15 protein-coding genes and 1 pseudogene are annotated in these 16,955 nt (G+C 67.0%); 5 read left to right on the top strand and 11 right to left on the bottom strand.

What is annotated here, in order from left to right; translation table 11 throughout:
• Positions 1-17: 17 nt before the first annotated feature.
• Entirely contained in the window at positions 18-860 is an 843-nt protein-coding gene (locus A7X97_RS09630; protein WP_088497854.1) for a tetratricopeptide repeat protein, read from the bottom strand.
• 96 nt (positions 861-956) lie between these two features.
• Here A7X97_RS09630 and ybaK point away from each other — a divergent pair, with 96 nt between their 5' ends.
• Together ybaK and A7X97_RS09620 are read left to right on the top strand one after the other, a co-directional pair.
• Positions 957-1,430: a Cys-tRNA(Pro) deacylase gene (gene ybaK, locus A7X97_RS09625; protein WP_072167860.1), complete on the top strand. Its 474-nt coding sequence runs from the start codon at positions 957-959 to the stop codon at positions 1,428-1,430.
• On the top strand, positions 1,430-1,921 hold the full coding sequence (locus tag A7X97_RS09620; protein WP_072167859.1) for a hypothetical protein: 492 nt from the start codon (positions 1,430-1,432) through the stop codon (positions 1,919-1,921). Before ybaK ends, A7X97_RS09620 begins: the two co-directional genes overlap by 1 nt.
• A 41-nt stretch (positions 1,922-1,962) precedes the next feature.
• Here the strand turns inward: A7X97_RS09620 and A7X97_RS09615 are convergent, their stop codons facing one another.
• On the bottom strand, positions 1,963-2,520 hold the full coding sequence (locus A7X97_RS09615; RefSeq protein ID WP_072167858.1) for a DUF3228 family protein: 558 nt from the start codon (positions 2,518-2,520) through the stop codon (positions 1,963-1,965).
• A gap of 150 nt (positions 2,521-2,670) precedes the next feature.
• On the opposite strand from A7X97_RS09615, the gene metF reads away from it, so the two are divergent.
• A complete protein-coding gene (metF, locus tag A7X97_RS09610; RefSeq protein WP_072167857.1) occupies positions 2,671-3,498 on the top strand; it encodes a methylenetetrahydrofolate reductase [NAD(P)H] in 828 nt (275 codons plus the stop codon).
• Positions 3,499-3,538: 40 nt separating this feature from the next.
• Positions 3,539-4,123, top strand: coding sequence for a DUF4124 domain-containing protein (locus A7X97_RS09605; protein WP_111007857.1), 585 nt, complete (start codon positions 3,539-3,541; stop codon positions 4,121-4,123).
• A 102-nt stretch (positions 4,124-4,225) separates the two neighbouring features.
• Here the strand turns inward: A7X97_RS09605 and A7X97_RS09600 are convergent, their stop codons facing one another.
• The 3 genes from A7X97_RS09600 to A7X97_RS09590 form a co-directional block, all read right to left on the bottom strand.
• Entirely contained in the window at positions 4,226-5,179 is a 954-nt protein-coding gene (locus tag A7X97_RS09600; RefSeq protein ID WP_072167855.1) for a Nudix family hydrolase, read from the bottom strand.
• Between the two features lie 101 nt (positions 5,180-5,280).
• Positions 5,281-8,013 carry a preprotein translocase subunit SecA gene (secA, locus tag A7X97_RS09595; RefSeq protein WP_072167854.1) on the bottom strand — a complete coding sequence of 911 codons (2,733 nt, stop codon included), beginning with the start codon at positions 8,011-8,013 and terminating at the stop codon, positions 5,281-5,283.
• 317 nt (positions 8,014-8,330) lie between these two features.
• Entirely contained in the window at positions 8,331-9,287 is a 957-nt protein-coding gene (locus A7X97_RS09590; RefSeq protein ID WP_033834438.1) for a M23 family metallopeptidase, read from the bottom strand.
• A 12-nt stretch (positions 9,288-9,299) separates the two neighbouring features.
• Here A7X97_RS09590 and A7X97_RS09585 point away from each other — a divergent pair, with 12 nt between their 5' ends.
• Positions 9,300-9,749, top strand: coding sequence for a DciA family protein (locus tag A7X97_RS09585; RefSeq protein WP_172412162.1), 450 nt, complete (start codon positions 9,300-9,302; stop codon positions 9,747-9,749).
• A gap of 281 nt (positions 9,750-10,030) precedes the next feature.
• On the opposite strand, the gene lpxC is transcribed toward A7X97_RS09585, so the two are convergent.
• The 6 genes and pseudogenes from lpxC to murC form a co-directional block, all read right to left on the bottom strand.
• Entirely contained in the window at positions 10,031-10,942 is a 912-nt protein-coding gene (gene lpxC / locus A7X97_RS09580; protein WP_008267619.1) for a UDP-3-O-acyl-N-acetylglucosamine deacetylase, read from the bottom strand.
• Between the two features lie 205 nt (positions 10,943-11,147).
• Positions 11,148-12,383 (bottom strand): cell division protein FtsZ, encoded by a 1,236-nt coding sequence (gene ftsZ / locus A7X97_RS09575; protein ID WP_088497852.1) that lies wholly within the window; start codon positions 12,381-12,383, stop codon positions 11,148-11,150.
• A gap of 169 nt (positions 12,384-12,552) precedes the next feature.
• Positions 12,553-13,788 (bottom strand): cell division protein FtsA, encoded by a 1,236-nt coding sequence (gene ftsA, locus A7X97_RS09570; RefSeq protein WP_005408083.1) that lies wholly within the window; start codon positions 13,786-13,788, stop codon positions 12,553-12,555.
• 68 nt (positions 13,789-13,856) lie between these two features.
• Positions 13,857-14,534 (bottom strand): annotated as a pseudogene (locus tag A7X97_RS09565) (cell division protein FtsQ/DivIB); the annotation flags it as partial.
• A complete protein-coding gene (locus A7X97_RS09560) occupies positions 14,531-15,493 on the bottom strand; it encodes a D-alanine--D-alanine ligase (protein WP_111007856.1) in 963 nt (320 codons plus the stop codon). The pseudogene A7X97_RS09565 and the gene A7X97_RS09560, both read right to left, overlap by 4 nt.
• Positions 15,490-16,926 (bottom strand): UDP-N-acetylmuramate--L-alanine ligase, encoded by a 1,437-nt coding sequence (murC, locus tag A7X97_RS09555; RefSeq protein WP_088497868.1) that lies wholly within the window; start codon positions 16,924-16,926, stop codon positions 15,490-15,492. The genes A7X97_RS09560 and murC overlap by 4 nt, the downstream gene beginning before the upstream one ends.
• Between the last annotated feature and the right edge of the window lie 29 nt (positions 16,927-16,955).

Genomic DNA, 16,955 nt, shown 5'->3' with positions numbered 1-16,955 from the left:
GCGTCGCCGGGCTGGATCTACATGCGCTGCCGGTCGTCGTGCAGCGCACGCTGGCACCGTGCAGCGAAGTCGCGCCGCCAGGCCTCCAGATCGAAGCCTTCGCGCTGCTGGAAGGAAACCGTCTCGCTGCTCAACACGTAGCAACGGTTCTGGCTCATGCGCAGTGCCGCCAGCGTATCTCCCGCATCCCAGCACTGATCGATGCACGCCTGCATCCGCGCATAGTCCGCGTTGGTCTTGGCGCCGCCGAAGGCGAACCCCATCTGCTGCGCCATTGCCAGCACAGGATCGCCGGCGGCATCGGTGGCCCGCAGCATGCGCAGCACGCCAGGCTCGGGAATGCCGAAAGCCCAGTTGGCCAGGATCGCCGCACGTGCCGCCGCCACGGCCGCCGCGTGCTGGCCCCGGCGCATCTGCTGCCCTGCCAGCATGGCCCACGCGCGCGGCAGTTCCGGAAAGCGCCTGCAGGCATCCTCCAGCAACGCGATTGCCTGGGCCGGTTCGGCAGCCTGTACATGCCGCTGCGCACGCTCGATCAAGGGCAACGGCGATCCCGCATCCGGTACCGCGTGCTCACGCGGCTCGCAGCCGTCATCGTCGTCCTGTTCCGCGCCACCGGCATCCAGCCATTGCGCGAAGACATCCAGCGAGGAATGGCGGAAGACCATCCGCCCCTCGTCATGGAACATTTCGCAGACCACGGGCGGCTCAGCCTCCCGACCCAGCGGCCAGTACAGACCGAACTGATCACCGTTGCCCAGTGCACCTTCGGCGATCGGCCAGAAGCCCTGCGGTGGGTACGGGCCCGCGCACGGTTCGCTATCCAGAGTCAGGTCATGAAGCAGGGGCGGTGCGCGCATGATGAGAGTCCAGACGGTGTACAGCGCGCATTATCGCAGGGGCCCACCAGTAGCCTCGGTCAAGGCAGGTTATTCCCTGCGCGCTACGATGCGCGCATGACCCCCGCCATCAATCTGCTCAAGCGCGAGAACATCGCCCACAGCGTGCGCAGCTACGTGCACGATGCCCATGCCGCCTCCTATGGTGGCGAAGCCGTGGAAAAGCTCGGCCTGGACCCGGCACAGGTGTTCAAGACCCTGCTGGCCAGTACCGACACCCACGAACTGCTGGTGGCCATCGTGCCGGTCGCCGGCCAGCTGGACCTGAAGGCGCTGGCCGAAGCTGCCCGCTGCAGGAAATGCGAGATGGCCGCCGCTGACGCCGCACAGCGTGCGACCGGCTATCTGGTCGGTGGCATCAGCCCGCTGGGCCAGAAAAAGCGCCTTCGCACCTTTCTTGATTCCAGTGCGGAATCCCTGCACACGCTGCATGTCAGCGCCGGCCGTCGTGGCCTGGAAGTGGAACTGGCACCGGGCGATCTGCTGCAGCTCACCGGCGGACACTTCGCCGCCATCGGCAAGGCGCGCTGATGCGCTGGCCCTGGTCTGCGGCGCCAGCCCCCATGCTCAACAATGCCCACGCCCAGGCGCTGCTGCAGGACCTGCTGTCAGGCGACGGCGGGCGCATCACCGACGCCGCGCGTACGCTCGCCCGGCTGTTCGATGCGGCGCCGCTGGACGCGCTGGCACCGCACGTGACGTTGATCGAGCAGCGCAGCGCAGGCATAGCGCTGGGCGGCATGCTGGTCAGCAACCAGGCGCACCTGAAGGCGGCGCTGCAGCGGCTGCGTTTCTGGCGCGCGGGCACCGGCTGCCTGTGTGCGCTCAACCCCGGCTACCCGTTCTTCGATCCCCGTCGGCTGATCGAACACGGGCAGATGCAGCTGCTGTCGCTCGACGCAGCGGAGGATGGCTGGGGCAACTGCCATAGCGTCGCCTGCACCCGCTGCGGCCAACACTGGCAGGCGATCGACCGCGAGTATCACTACCCCTGGTGGGAGTGGAAAACCGTCGAACGATGAAGCAGCCACGCATGGCGTGGCTCTACTGGCCTGTCCTTCCCCTACGGCCGCCAATTGGCGTTGTTCTCCCAGAATTCCACCGCACGCCGGTACGCCTCGCGGTCCAGCGGCACGCCGGAGCCGCCCTCTTCCACGCCCAGCGCATTGCGCATCATCGTGATCGGGGCCATCGGCACCTCGTCCGGCTCAGCGGTGTAGATGCAGCCGACGATGCCCCAATCAGCCTCGATCGGCGAGCCTTCCTTCGCAAGCTGCTCCGCGCTGTACAGGATGACGACCAGATAGTTGGCGCGCGGCGATTCCACGCCTTCGAACCAGCGCACCAGTACCGGCAGTTCCTCCCGGTTGCGCGCCTCGTAACCACTGCGCAGCAGATGGCGGTTGGCCTCGGTGATCGGCACCGTCAGGCACCGGGTGCTGGTCCAGTTCTCATAGACGAACAGTTTGCAGAAGGGGGCATAACCTTGCAGGACCTTCATCGGTTCATGGGCATTGAGGTACGCCTCGAACTGTTCGGCAGTGCAGTCCTGGATGGTGTTGCCGCGCGGCATGCGCGGGAACAGGCGGGGACGGGCGAAATCGGTAAGAACGATGGACATGGTGCGGCGCGATCTAGGAATCCGCCGCACAGGGTAACCGCTGGCAGCACCTGCACGGCCTTACGCTCGCGGCGCCTGCACACAGAATCACTGAACATCCATCTTGATGAAGCGATATACTGATCCCCACCCGCCGCCGCCGCCCGTGCCATGACTGCCATCAGCTTCGAGTTCTATCCGCCCAAGACCGACGAACAGCGCAGCCAGCTGGATCGTGCCGCAGCCAAGCTGAAGGACTACGGTCCCGAGTACGTGTCCTGTACCTTCGGCGCTGGTGGCTCGACCCTGAGCTATACCTCCGAGACCGTGCGCCACCTCAACCAGCACCATGGCTTCGAGGCCGCACCGCACCTGTCCTGTGTCGGCGGCACCCGCCAGGAAATCCGCGAACTGCTCAAGCTGTACCGCGCCATCGGCTGCCATCGCCTGGTGGCGCTGCGCGGCGACCTGCCCTCCGGCATGGGGTTTCCCGGCGACATGCGCTACGCCGCCGAGCTGATCGAGTTCATCCGCGCCGAACATGGCGATGCGTTCCGCATCGAAGTGGGCGCCTACCCTGAGACCCATCCACAGGCCTCCGATGCACTGGCCGACCTCAAGCACTTCAAGGCCAAGATCGATGCCGGCGCGGACGCGGCGATCACCCAGTATTTCTACAACCCGGATGCGTACTTCCACTTCGTCGACGCCGTGCGCCGGCTCGGCGTGCAGGTACCCATCACGCCAGGCATCATGCCGATCGCCAACTTCAGCCAGCTGCGCCGTTTCTCCGAGCAGTGCGGTGCGGAAATCCCGCGCTGGATCAGCCGCAAGATGCAGGCCTATGGCGATGACGCCGAATCGGTGCGGGCGTTCGGTACCGAAGTGGTGGCCAGGCTGTGCCAGCGCCTGGTCGAGGGCGGCGCGCCGGGCCTGCACTTCTACACCCTGAACCTGGCCAGGCCGACCACGTCGGTGCTGAAGCTGCTGCAGGGCTGAAAGCACGCCATGCCACCACGATCGGCGCTACCCTGCGTCGATGAACCGGCTTTCCTTCCTGCTGTTGCTGCTGTCATTGTGCTCGGCGTCGAGCGTGGTCCATGCGCAGTCCCCACGCTTGAACCGCTGCACTGATGCACGGGGGCAGAGCGTGTACACCGACCGCCCCTGCGACAGTGTCGGCGCCCGATCGCGATTGCCACCGCCCGCGCCCACCGGCAGCACCCTGTCGCGCGACACCCTGGGGGCGCGCTGCCCACGTCGCCTGAGCGAGCTGGTGGACGCACTGCGCGTCGGCATCCTCAGCAACGATGTGAACCGGTTGTCGTCGCTGTACCTGTGGGGCGCAGTCTCCGATGCCGGTGCGCAGCGCATCCTCGGTCAACTGGAATCGCTGGTGCGGCGGCCGCTGGTAGACGTGGTACCGGTGTATCCCTCGCAGGCGCTGCCGCAATCGCAGGATGAGGATCAGGCCCCTGCGGCGCAGGGATCCGACCCGGAGCCGCCGACCGTGCGGCATCCGGTCGGCCTGCGCCTGGAACAGACGCTGCCCGGCAGCGTGTCGCGCGCTTCGACGGTGCTGGGGTTGCGGCGGCAATACGGGTGTTTCTGGATCACGTTGTGACCGGGCGGGTCGGCCCCCTTTCCAGCGGAAAGGGCTCCGACCCCGGATTGCCGCGATGGGGTCAGAGCCCCGCTGCGCAGGGATCGAACCCCGCATGCCGGCTCACGCCGGCCACAGCCCACCAATCGCAGCGATACCCTGCCCACCATGGCGACGGGCTTCGGCGATATGGCCGGCGGCCATCCCACCCAACGCGTAGATCGGCAGTGACACCTGCGCGCGCAGCGCGGCGAAGGCTTCCCAGCCCAGCGGCACCGCATCGGGATGGCTGGCCGTGGCCTGCACCGGGCCGAGCACCGCGAAGTCGCAGCCCAGCCGCTGCGCCGCCTGCAGCTGCTCCAGGTCGTGGCAGGACGCGGCGACAAGCTGCCCTTCCGGCAAGGGCCGTTCCTGCAGGTCCTGCAGCTGCTCGCTGCCCAGGTGCACCCCCACGCCCAGTGCACGTGCCAGCGCCACATCGCGATTGAGCAGCCACTGCACGCCGCGACGATGCGCGCGCACGGCCTGTTCGATCATCGCCTGCCGTTGCGGGTGTTCCGGTGGCAGGCGCAGCTGGATGCGCTGCTGGCCCGCCGCGACCGCGCGCTGCAGGCAGTCATGCCAGTGCTGTACGCCGCTGGCATCGTCAGCCGGCGCCGGCGTGATCAGGTAGCGGTCCGGTTGGCGCAGTGCGGCCACCACCGGCAGGTCGGCCGGCGGCATCGAATAGCGTCCCAGCTTGTCCTGCGCCACCCAGGTTATGGCCTGGCCCTCCCGCCCACGCGGTGTCCCCTTCCAGCTGCGCACGTGGCGCACCTCCAGGGTCAGATACTTGTCCGGATAGCGCTGCGGCACGTCCATCAGCCACTCGCCGACATCGGCCTCGATGCCCAGTTCCTCGCGCAGCTCGCGCACCAGCGCCTGTTCAGAGGTCTCGCCGGATTCGCGCTTGCCGCCGGGGAACTCCCACAGGCCGGCCATGTCGCGGTTCTCGGTACGGCGGTTGAGCAGCACGCGGCCACGGGCGTCGGTGATGACGGCGGCCACGACGTGGATCGATCGGGTGGGGGAAGGCATGGAGGAAGCATGCCCAGAACAGGGCGGCCGGCGCAATCACGGATCCGGTGCAGCTCCCCCGCAACAAACGAAAAGCCCCGCTTTCGCGGGGCTCTTCGGGATCAGCTCAGCTGGCCGTGGCAGTGCTTGTACTTCTTGCCACTGCCGCACGGGCACGGATCATTGCGGCCGATCTTCGGCTCGTCGCGCTGCAGCGTGGCCACACCCTGCTGGGCGGCCTGCACCTGCGCGGCTTCCTCGTCGGCACTGTAGCCGCCCGCATCCTGGTGCTGGAACTGCGACTGGCTCAGGCGAGCCTGCGCCTGCTGGCGCTCGGCGGCCTCCAGGGCCTGCACTTCCTCGTCGCTGCGGATACGCACGCGGGCCAACAGGGTCACCACCTCGCGCTTGACGTTCTCCAGCATGTCCGAGAACAGCTCGAAGGCTTCCTTCTTGTATTCCTGCTTGGGCTGCTTCTGCGCGTAACCACGCAGGTAGATGCCCTGGCGCAGGTAATCCATGCGCGCCAGGTGCTCCTTCCAGCTCTGGTCCAGCACGGTCAGCATCACGTGCTTCTCCAGCGCGCGCATGGTCTCTTCGCCCAGGCTGGCTTCCTTCTCGGCGAAGTGCTGGTTGACGCGCTCCTGGACCTTGCTGGCGATGGCCTCGGCATCCAGTTCCTCATGCTGCTTGACCAGGTCGGTCAGCGACATCTGCAGGCCGAAGTCCGACTCCAGGGTCGCTTCCAGGCCACGCAGGTCCCACTGCTCGTCGATCGAGTTCGGCGGCACGAAGCGCGCAACGATGTCGAAGATCACGTCGTCACGGATGCCGTCGACGTTGTCCTTCACCGATTCGGCGTCCAGCAGCTCATCGCGCTGGGCGTAGATCACCTTGCGCTGATCATTGTTGACGTCGTCGAAGTCCAGCAGGTTCTTGCGGATGTCGAAATTGTGGGCTTCGACCTTGCGCTGCGCCTTTTCGATCTGGCGGCTGACCAGGCGGTCCTCGATGACGTCGTCTTCCTTCATGCCCATCATGCGCATGGCCTTCTGCACCCAGTCGGAGGCGAAGATGCGCATCAGGTTGTCTTCCAGCGACAGGTAGAAGCGGGACGAACCCGGGTCACCCTGGCGGCCCGAACGGCCACGCAGCTGGTTGTCGATACGACGCGATTCGTGGCGCTCGGTGCCGACGATGTGCAGGCCGCCGGCCGCCTTTACTGCCTCGTGGCGCTTCTGCCATTCGGCCTTGACCGCCGCCTTCTGCTCGTCGGTCGCGTCCTCGCCCAGGGCGTGGATCTCGGCTTCCAGCGAACCGCCCAGCACGATGTCGGTACCACGGCCGGCCATGTTGGTGGCGATGGTCACCGCGCCCGGACGGCCGGCGTTGGCGACGATGGTGGCTTCGCGGTCATGCTGCTTGGCGTTGAGCACTTCGTGCTTCACGCCGGCCTTGCTCAGGTGCTCGGACAGCATTTCCGAGGTTTCGATCGAGGTGGTACCCACCAGCACCGGCTGGCCGCGCTTGGCGCACTCTTCGATGTCGGCCAGCACCGCATTGAACTTGCCCTTGCGGTTGAGGAACACCTGGTCCGGACTGTCCTTGCGGATGGTCGGGCGGTTGGTCGGGATCACCACCACTTCCAGGCCATAGATGCTCTGGAACTCGAACGCTTCGGTATCGGCCGTACCGGTCATGCCGGACAGCTTCTTGTACATGCGGAACAGGTTCTGGAAGGTGATGCTCGCCAGCGTCTGGTTCTCGCGCTGCACCGGCACGCCTTCCTTCGCTTCCACCGCCTGGTGCAGGCCATCGGACCAGCGGCGGCCGGCCAGGGTACGGCCGGTGAACTCGTCGACGATGACCACTTCGCCATCGCGCACGATGTAGTCCACGTCGCGCTGGTAGATCGCGTGCGCGCGCAGGGCGGCGTTGAGGTGGTGCACCACGGTCAGGTTCTGCGCCGCGTACAGGCCTTCGGTTTCGCCATCGAGGATGCCGGCCTCGACCAGCAGCTGCTCGGCGTGCTCCATGCCCGCTTCGGACAGGTGCACCTGCTTGCCCTTCTCGTCGACCCAGAAATCGCCTTCGCCGTCTTCCGCTTCCTGCTTGACCAGGTGCGGCACGACACGGTTGACGCGGATGTACAGCTCCGGGGAATCATCGGCCGGACCGGAGATGATCAGCGGGGTGCGCGCTTCGTCGATCAGGATGGAGTCGACTTCGTCGACGATGGCGTAGTGCAGGCCGCGCTGGTAGCGGTCGGCCTTGGACAGCGCCATGTTGTCGCGCAGGTAGTCGAAGCCGAATTCGTTGTTGGTGCCGTAGGTGATGTCCGCGGCGTAGGCTTCGCGCTTGTCGCTGTGCGGCATGCCCGGGTACACCACGCCCACGCTCAGGCCCAGCCAGTTGTACAGCTTGCCCATCTGCGCGGCGTCGCGGCGGGCCAGGTAGTCGTTCACGGTGACCACGTGCACGCCCTTGCCTTCCAGCGCGTTGAGGTACACCGGCAGGGTCGCCACCAGGGTCTTGCCTTCACCGGTGCGCATTTCTGCGATCTTGCCCAGGTGAAGCACCATGCCGCCGATCAGCTGCACGTCGTAGTGGCGCATGCCCAGCACGCGGCGACCGGCTTCGCGGCAGACCGCGAACGCTTCCGGCAGCACCTTGTCCAGGGCTTCACCGCCAGCGATGCGCTGCTTGAACTCCGGCGTCTTGGCCTGAAGCTGCTCGTCGGACAGCTTCTCGATCTCCGGCTCCAGCGCATTGATCTTGGCGACGATGCGGTTGAGCTGGCGCAGCTGTCGTTCGTTACGACTGCCAAATACGCGGGTAAGCAGGCTGTTGATCATTGAAGGAACCGGGTTGGATGGACACGACGCCCGGCCTCCCCCTGGGGATCCGTCCGCCGCAAACGAAACAGGGCGCCTGGCGCCCTGTCGATGGCAACACCCATTGTAGCTTGGGACGGGCGCGAGGGGTTTCAACCCCGAGGGGTAGTGCCGGCCGCTGGCCGGGTACGCGTCAGCGCATACGCGCTGGCGCTCCCACGCTTCGCTGCGCGAACCGCGGGCCCCGCTCACCTCGCCTCCACACCCCCGCGCCTACGGCGCTGCCCCCGTACTCCGGGGGCGGTAGTGCCGACGGCAGCCGGCACCCCAATGTGGCGTCAGCCGCGGCTGACGCGGCCGACCGGCGTGTTGCCGCCGTCGCCGAGGAACTTGCGCGGGTTGACCACGTTGCCGTTCTCCCACACCTCGAAGTGCACGTGGGCACCGGTCGAACGGCCGGTGGAACCGGCCTTGGCCACTTCCTGGCCGGCACGGACCAGGTCGCCGGCCTTCACCACCAGGCGCGAATTGTGCGCGTAGCGGGTGACATAGCCATTGCCATGGTCGACATCGACGACATTGCCGTAGCCGCCCTTCACGCCGGCGAAGCTGACCACGCCCTCGGCCACGGCCATCACCGGGTCACCGACCTTTGCGTGGAAGTCCATGCCCTTGTGGGTGGCGGCGCCGCGGCCGAACGGGTCGGCACGGGTGCCGAAGCCGGACGTCACATAGCTGTTGCGGATCGGCATGCGCGACGGCACCGCGTTCTGCTGCAGCTGGTGGTCGAACATCAGCGATTCCATCACCGACAACTGGCGGCCTGAAGCAGCGAAGCGCTGCTCCAGCACCTGTAAGTCGGCGTTGACGTCCTTGACCGGGATGTCGCTGGTCGGGCCGCCTGCGTCACCGTCACCGAGGCCGGGGGTCTCGTTGAAGTCGAACTCGCCGTCCTCCAGCTTGCCCATCTGGGTCAGCCGTTCGCCGAGGGCGTTGAGGCGGGTCGCCTGGGCCTGCAGCTCGCCGAGGCGGGCCGCCAGCGCATTGACCTGGGTCTGCGCATCGCGCTTGACCTTGGCCAGTTCCGCATCCTGGCGCTCGACCTTGGCCTGCAGCCGGGAATCATTCAGCGCGCTGGCGCCAATGCCGCCAGCAAGGCCGATAATGCAGCCTACCCCGAGCACGCTGCCCAGCAGGGCACGGGGGCGGTCCTCGAAATAGAACCGCAAACGCGCGATCGGCGACGACTTGGCCTGTCCTTCACGCGTTTTGATTACGATCTTCTTGAATGCCATCAGTGAGTTTTCATGTCTGAGCCGAAATCCAGCGTTCGCCCCGCGTCGGCACCGAAACCGGCGCTGGATGCGGTAATGGCGGACAAAAGCGGGAACCCGCTGCGGCGTGCCTTGTGGCTCGACGCGCTGGACCGTCAGTTGCGCCCCCAGTTGCCGCCACCTCTGCGCAGCCGTTGCCGGCTGGCCAATGTGGACGGGGAACACCTCGTTTTTCTCGTCGAGTCCCCGGTCTGGCATGCCAAGTTGCGGCTTGCCGAAGCCCAGCTGCTCGACGCGGCCCGTTCCATCGGGCTGAAGGCCACCAGGGTGACCATCAAGACTGCGTCTCCCACTCCCACGCGCTCCCCAGCGCTCGAGAACCGGAATGGACCCCACGCAGTTTCAGCCGCCACGCACAAAGGGCTACGCGACGCCTTGGCTTGCCTGCAGGACGTTCCCTCGAAGCCGAAGAAACGGTCCTGATGGCAACGGAGCATCCGGCTCCGCTCCCCGTCGCGCGTGTCACCACGGCGTGAAACATTTCGGGGGCCGGGTCGCATCCTAGCGGCCATCCGGGGGCCTGTCGTTAGATTGTTGTTAAAACTGCGTTAAATTCAGGCTTCTGATTCAACAGGTTCACAAAACCGTGACCTTGAACCAGCCTTGACGTCTTTCAAGCACGCTGAATGCGTCGCCGACGCCGGAAACAAGAACGCCGCCCATGAAGGCGGCGTTTTTATCTTTAAATTCAACAACCTATGGAATCAGGCGTACGCCGGGGTGGCGTATTCCACCGGATCCGGGGTGGCCGGCGAGTCGAAGCTGACCCATTCCCAGGCGCTGGCGTCGGCCATCAGGGCCCGCACCAGCTTGTTGTTGAGCGCGTGGCCGGACTTGAAGCCTTCGTACGCACCCAGCACCTGGCCACCGGCCAGATAGAGGTCACCGATGGCGTCCAGGATCTTGTGGCGCACGAATTCGTCGGCGTAGCGCAAGCCGTCTTCGTTGAGCACGCGGAACTCGTCCAGCACGATGGCGTTGTCCATCGAACCGCCCAGGCCCAGGTTGCGCTCGCGCATGTACTCCAGGTCGCGCATGAAACCAAAGGTGCGCGCGCGGGAGATTTCCTTGGTGTAGGCCAGCGTCGAGAACTCGATTTCCTGGCGCGACTGCTTGGCCGGAATCATCGGGTGGTCAAACTGGATGGTGAAGCCCAGCTTGTAACCCTCGTACGGGGTGAAGCGGGCCACCTTGTCGCCCTCGGTCACTTCCACGGTCTTCAGCACGCGGATGAAGCGCTTGGGCGCATCCTGTTCCACGATGCCTGCCGACTGCAGCAGGAACACGAACGGGCCGGCCGAACCGTCCATGATCGGCAGCTCGGCCGAGGACAGTTCGACGATGATGTTGTCCACACCCAGGCCGGCCAGCGCCGACATCAGGTGTTCGACGGTCTGGATCTTGGCGTCGTTGCAGGTCAGGCCGGTGCACAGGGTCACTTCGGTGACCAGTTCGGCCTTGGCCGGCACTTCCACCACCGGGTCCAGGTCCACGCGGCGGAACACGATGCCATGGTTGACCGGTGCCGGGCGCAGGGTCATGTAGACCTTGTCACCACTATGCAGGCCAACGCCGGTGGCGCGGATCGTGTTCTTGAGGGTGCGTTGCTGGATCATGGGGATGGACCGGAAGTGACACATTAGATTAACACGCGCACTCCCCTACCCTGGCTGAAACGCCAGTGACAGCCACCGGCAGGACACACCGGCACGCCGCTGGGAAAGCGCGTGAAGCAGGGCGGCCGGGCCCATCCTGGCCCGGCGCCCGCGTTTTCAGGACATGGTGGCGCAACCCGGGGAGGACAACCCCGGGCCGGCCCGCTTAGTCCGCCTGGCGGCGCAGGAACGCCGGGATGTCCAGGTAATCGTTCGGCAGTTCTGCCGCGGCCGGGGCCGAAGAGGACGGCGCCGACGGGGCCGAAGCCGCTGCGGTATCGCTGCTGGCGCGACGCAGGCCCAGGCCCATGCCGCCGACGGCCTTGGACACGGCGTCGCCGCCGTTGTCGAACTCGCCGAACTCCGGCTGGCCGGTGGTGGCGTTGCGGACCAGCTTGATCGGTGCACGCTCGCCCGGACGCTGGGTCTTGCTGGCCGAGACGCGGTTCAGGCCAGTGGCCACCACGGTCACGCGCACTTCGTCCTGCATGTCCGGGTCCAGCACGGTGCCGACCACGACGGTGGCGTCTTCCGAAGCGAAGCCGTCGATGGTGCGGCCGATCTCGTCGAACTCGGCCATGGTGAAGTCCGCGCCGGCGGTGATGTTGACCAGGATGCCGTTGGCACCGGCCAGGTTCACATCGTCCAGCAGCGGGTTCTGGATCGCCGATTCGGCAGCGGCCTGGGCGCGGTCATCGCCCCGTGCAGTGCCGGTACCCATCATCGCCAGGCCCATTTCGGACATGACGGTGCGCACGTCGGCGAAGTCGACGTTGATCAGGCCCGGACGCACGATGAGGTCGGCGATGCCCTGCACGGCGCCCTGCAGCACGTCATTGGCGGCGCGGAAGGCCTGGATCATGGTCGCGTTGCGACCCAGCACGGTGATCAGCTTCTCGTTCGGGATCGTGATCAGCGAGTCGCAGTGCTGGCTCAGTTCCTCGATGCCCTTCAGCGCCACCTGCATGCGGCGACGGCCTTCGAACGGGAACGGCTTGGTGACCACGGCCACGGTCAGGATGCCCATTTCCTTGGCCAGCTGCGCCACCACCGGCGCGGCGCCGGTGCCGGTGCCGCCGCCCATGCCGGCGGTGATGAACACCATGTCCGCGCCCTGCAGCGCGTCCATGATGCGCTCACGGTCTTCCAGCGCGGCCTGGCGGCCGACCTCCGGGTTCGCGCCTGCGCCCAGGCCCTTGGTCACGTTGGTACCCAGCTGCAGCTGCAGCTTGGCACCACAATTCTTGATGGCCTGCGAGTCGGTGTTGGCGGTGATGAACTCCACGCCGTCCACCGCCGAGTTGACCATGTGCGCCACGGCATTGCCGCCGCCGCCGCCCACGCCAACCACCTTGATCACCGCATTGGGTGCCATCTTTTCGATCAGTTCAAAATGCGCCATGTCCGTGTCCTCGTTGTATCCGCTTGTCGGTGGCATGGACGGTCGGGCCTCCTGCCTTCGCGTGTCATGTTGCCGTTGCGGCTGTGTGGGTTGTGTAGTGCGTTGTTGCGTTGTGATGCGGGTACTGCGGGTGTTGCGCCGGGCCGGGCCCGGAGTTACGGGTTCCGCGTCAGAACTCGCCGCGGAACCAGGTCTTGAGCTTCTTGAACATGCTTCCAGCGCGCCCGGTCGGCAGCGACGGCCGCCGCGGGTGCTCGATCTGGCTGCCCATCAGCAGCAGGCCCACGCCGGTGGCGTGCACCGGGTTGCCGACCACTTCGCCCAGGCCGGTGACGTGCTGCGGGATGCCCACGCGCACCGGCATCTGCAGCATTTCCTCGGCCAGTTCGACCACGCCTTCCATCTTCGATGCGCCCCCGGTCAGCACCATGCCGGCGCGCACCAGTTCCTCGAAGCCGGAGCGGCGCAGTTCGGCCTGCACCATCTCGAAGATCTCCTCGTAGCGACCCTGCACGGCCTGCGCCAGCGAATGGCGCGGCATGCGGCGCGGCGGGCGGTCGCCGACCGACGGCACCTGGATGCTCTCCTCGGCCGTGGCCAGCTGGGCCAGGGCGCAGGCATAGCGCACCTTGATCTGCTCGGCTTCCGGGGTCGGCGTGCGCAGCATGTGCGCGATATCGTTGGTCACGTGGTCGCCGGCGATCGGCAGCGAGGCGGTGTGGCAGATCGCGCCCTGCACGAACACCGCGATGTCGGTGGTACCGGCGCCCATGTCGACCAGCACCACGCCCAGCTCGCGCTCGTCGGCGGTCAGCACCGCCACGCTGGAGGCCAGCGAGGACAGCACCAGGTCGTCCACCTGCAGGCCGCAGCGCTGCACGCACTTGCTGATGTTGGCCGCCGCCGACTGCGCGCACACCACCAGGTGCGCATGCACTTCCAGGCGCACGCCGGTCATGCCGACCGGGTTGCGGATGCCTTCCTGCGAATCGTCCAGCACGTACTCGCGCGGAATCGCGTGCAGGATCTTCTGATCGGCCGGGATCGCCACCGCCTTGGCCGCGTCGAGCACGCGATCCAGGTCGCCCCAGGTCACTTCACCGTCGCGGATCGGCACGATGCCCGGCGAGTTCTTGCACTGCACGTGGTTGCCGGAGATCGAGGCGTACACCGAACGGATCTCGCAGCCGGCCATCAGCTCGGCTTCTTCCACCGCACGCTGGATCGACTGCACGGTCGATTCGATGTCCACCACCACGCCACGCTTCAACCCGCGCGATTCGTGCGAGCCGATGCCGATCACCTCGATCGGGTTGCCCGGCGAATACTCGCCCACCAGCGCCACCACCTTGGAGGTGCCGATGTCCAGGCCAACGATCAGCGATTTGTCACCCTTGCGATTCATGTCCTTTCCTGCGTGCTTCTGGCCGGGGTCGCCGGCGTTTTCGCCGGCGTGGCCGGGGTACCCCAGCTCAGCGTGAAACCATTGGTGTAACGGAGGTCGGCGCGCTCGATCGGCGCGTCCTGGCGGTTGAGCTGCGGCAGCACCTTGACGAAGCGCTGCATGCGCGAGCGCGCGTCGTCACGGCCGACCACCACTTCGGTGCCGTTGCTCAGCACCAGCGACCAGCTGCCGCGCGCATCCATCGTCACCCGGCGCACGTCGACGCCGGCCGGTGCGAACAAGGCACGCGAGTCGCTGTACAGCTTCATCACTTCCTGGGTCTGGCTGTCCGGGCCATCCAGCTCCGGCAGTTCCAGGTCTGACAGTTTCTTCGGCGTGGGGAACAGCTTGCCCTGCTCGGAGACCAGGCGGTCGTTGCCCCAGCGTGCGAACGGCTTGTGCTCGACCAGGGTCACTTCCAACACATCCGGCCACTGCTTGCGTACCTGCGCGCTTTCCACCCACGGCAGCTTTTCCAGCGCGTCCTGCGCATCCTGCAGCTTGACCGCAAAGAAGCCGGCGCGCGCGTATGGCAGCAACACCTGCTGCAGCTGTTCGGCAGGCACCCGCTTGAACTCGCCATGCACGCGCAGCTTCGCCAGCGGCCAGCGCTCGGCGCCGACCCAGCCATTGACCACGGCCACCACCGGCAGTGCAACCACCGACAGCGCCAACAGCCAGACGAAGATGCGCAGCAGCGCGTTCATGCGTGCGCGGCCTCCAGGGTCTGTTCCAGCACGCGCCACACCAGTTCCTCGAAACCGATGCCGGCCTGGCGGGCCGCCTTGGGCACCAGCGAATGGCTGGTCATGCCGGGCGCGGTGTTCACTTCCAGCAGGAAGAAACGGCCGCTGGCCCGGTCACGCATCACGTCCACGCGGCCCCAGCCACGGCAGCCAGCGGCGCGGAATGCGGCCAGCGCGATGCGGCGGATCTCGTCTTCGTCGCCACCGTCCAGGCCCGGGCACAGGTACTGGGTGTCCTCGGCGATGTACTTGGCGTTGTAGTCGTACCACTGGCCCTTGGGCACGATGCGGATCGACGGCAGGGCAACGTCGCCAAGGATGGCCACGGTCAGCTCATCGCCCACCACCATCTGCTCCATCAGCAACTGGCCGTCGTAGCGCGCGGCCAGGGCCACGGCCTCGTCCAGGCCGGTCTCGTCGGTGACCCGGCTGATGCCCACGCTGGAGCCTTCGTTGGCCGGCTTCACCACCACCGGCAGGCCCAGCTCGGCGGCCAGCGCATGCACGTTCGACGCGTCGACCTTGCGGTACTGCGGGGTCGGCAGGCCCAGCGACAGCCACACCTGCTTGGTGCGGATCTTGTCCATGCTCAGCGCCGAACCCAGCACGTCCGAGCCGGTGTACGGCACACCGAAGGCGTCCATCAGGCCCTGCACGATGCCGTCCTCACCGCCACCGTTGTGGCCATGCAGGATGTTGAACACGCGGTCGATGCCACCGGCGGCGAGCGCGCTGGCCAGCGCCGGAATGCCATCGACGGCGAACGCATCGACGCCGCGCGACTGCAGGGCTTCGAGCACGTTGCGGCCTGAATCCAGCGACACCTCGCGTTCGCTGGAACTACCGCCGAGCAGCACGGCGACGCGGCCGAACACGGCCGGGTCGGTCACGCGCAGCGGCGGGAAAGTCAGCGCGCTCACGCCTGGCCCTCCGCCTGGAAGCCTTCCACCGCGATATGGGTGGCCACGGCACCGATGTCGCCGGCACCCATCATCAGCAGCAGGTCACCGTCCTGCAGCACGTCCGGCAGCACGCTGGCCAGCTCGGCGGCCTTGCCCACCACCACCGGCTCGCTGCGGCCGCGCGCGCGGATGGCGCGGGCCAGCGCATGCGAGTCGGCACCGGCAATGGGTTCCTCACCGGCCGGATAGACCTCGCTCAGCACCAGCGCGTCGACGCTGGACAGCACCGCGGCGAACTTGTCGAACTGGTCACGGGTGCGGCTGTAGCGGTGCGGCTGGAAGGCCACCACCAGGCGCTTGTCAGCCCAGCCGCCGCGGGCGGCGGCGAATACCGCCTCCAGCTCGCTCGGGTGATGGCCGTAGTCGTCGATGATGCGCACCTTGGCACCGCTGGCGGTGGTCACTTCGCCCAGATCATTGAAGCGGCGACCGACACCGGCGAAGCCTTCCAGCGCGCGCGCGATGGCGTCCGGTGCCACGCCCAGCTGCCAGCCCACCGCGGCGGCGGCCAGCGCGTTGAGTACGTTGTGCCTGCCCGGCAGCGCCAGCACCACTTCCTGGCTGGTGCCCTGCGGCAGGCGCAGGGTGAAGCGCATGCGCGATCCTTCCTGCACCACGTTCTCGGCGCGCACGTCGGCCTGCGGGCTCATGCCGTAGCTCATCACGTGGCGCGGGGTCCTGGCGGCCAGCGCGGCCACTTCCGGATCGTCGATGCACAGCACCGCCAGGCCGTAGAACGGCAGGCGCTGCAGGAATTCGGCGAACGCCGCCTGCACGCGGGCAAAGTCGTTGCCGTAGTTTTCCAGGTGGTCGGCGTCAATGTTCGTGATGATCGACATCAGCGGGCTCAGGCGCAGGAAGCTGCCATCGCTTTCGTCGGCCTCGGCCACCAGCCACTGCCCACCGCCCAGCTTGGCGTTGGCACCGGCAGCAAGCAGCTGGCCACCGATCACGAATGTCGGGTCCAGGCCACCTTCGCTCAGCACCGCCGCAGTCAGGCTGGTGGTGGTGGTCTTGCCATGGGTACCGGCCACGGCGATGCCGCGGCGGAAGCGCATCAGCTCGGCCAGCATCGCCGCGCGCGGCATGATCGGAATGCGCTGGCTGCGCGCTTCCATCAGTTCCGGGTTGTCTTCGCGGATGGCACTGGAGACCACCACGCAGTCGGTGCCCAGCACGTTGGCTGCCGAGTGGCCGCGCATGATGCGCGCTCCCAGGCTGGCCAGGCGGCGGGTTGCCACGTTGTCGGCGTTGTCCGAGCCGGACACTTCGTAGCCCAGCGTCAGCATCACTTCGGCGATGCCACTCATGCCGGTGCCACCGATGCCGACGAAATGCACGCGCGGGAACGCGCGCACCAGGTCGTTGGTGTCGTGCAGGCGGCGGATCATGCGCGGCCTCGCGCAGGGCAGGCGCGGTG

It is taken from the genome of Stenotrophomonas sepilia, assembly GCF_003244875.1.
In the GTDB taxonomy this organism is placed as follows: domain Bacteria; phylum Pseudomonadota; class Gammaproteobacteria; order Xanthomonadales; family Xanthomonadaceae; genus Stenotrophomonas; species Stenotrophomonas sepilia.
This window is presented reverse-complemented; position numbering and strand designations above follow the sequence as displayed.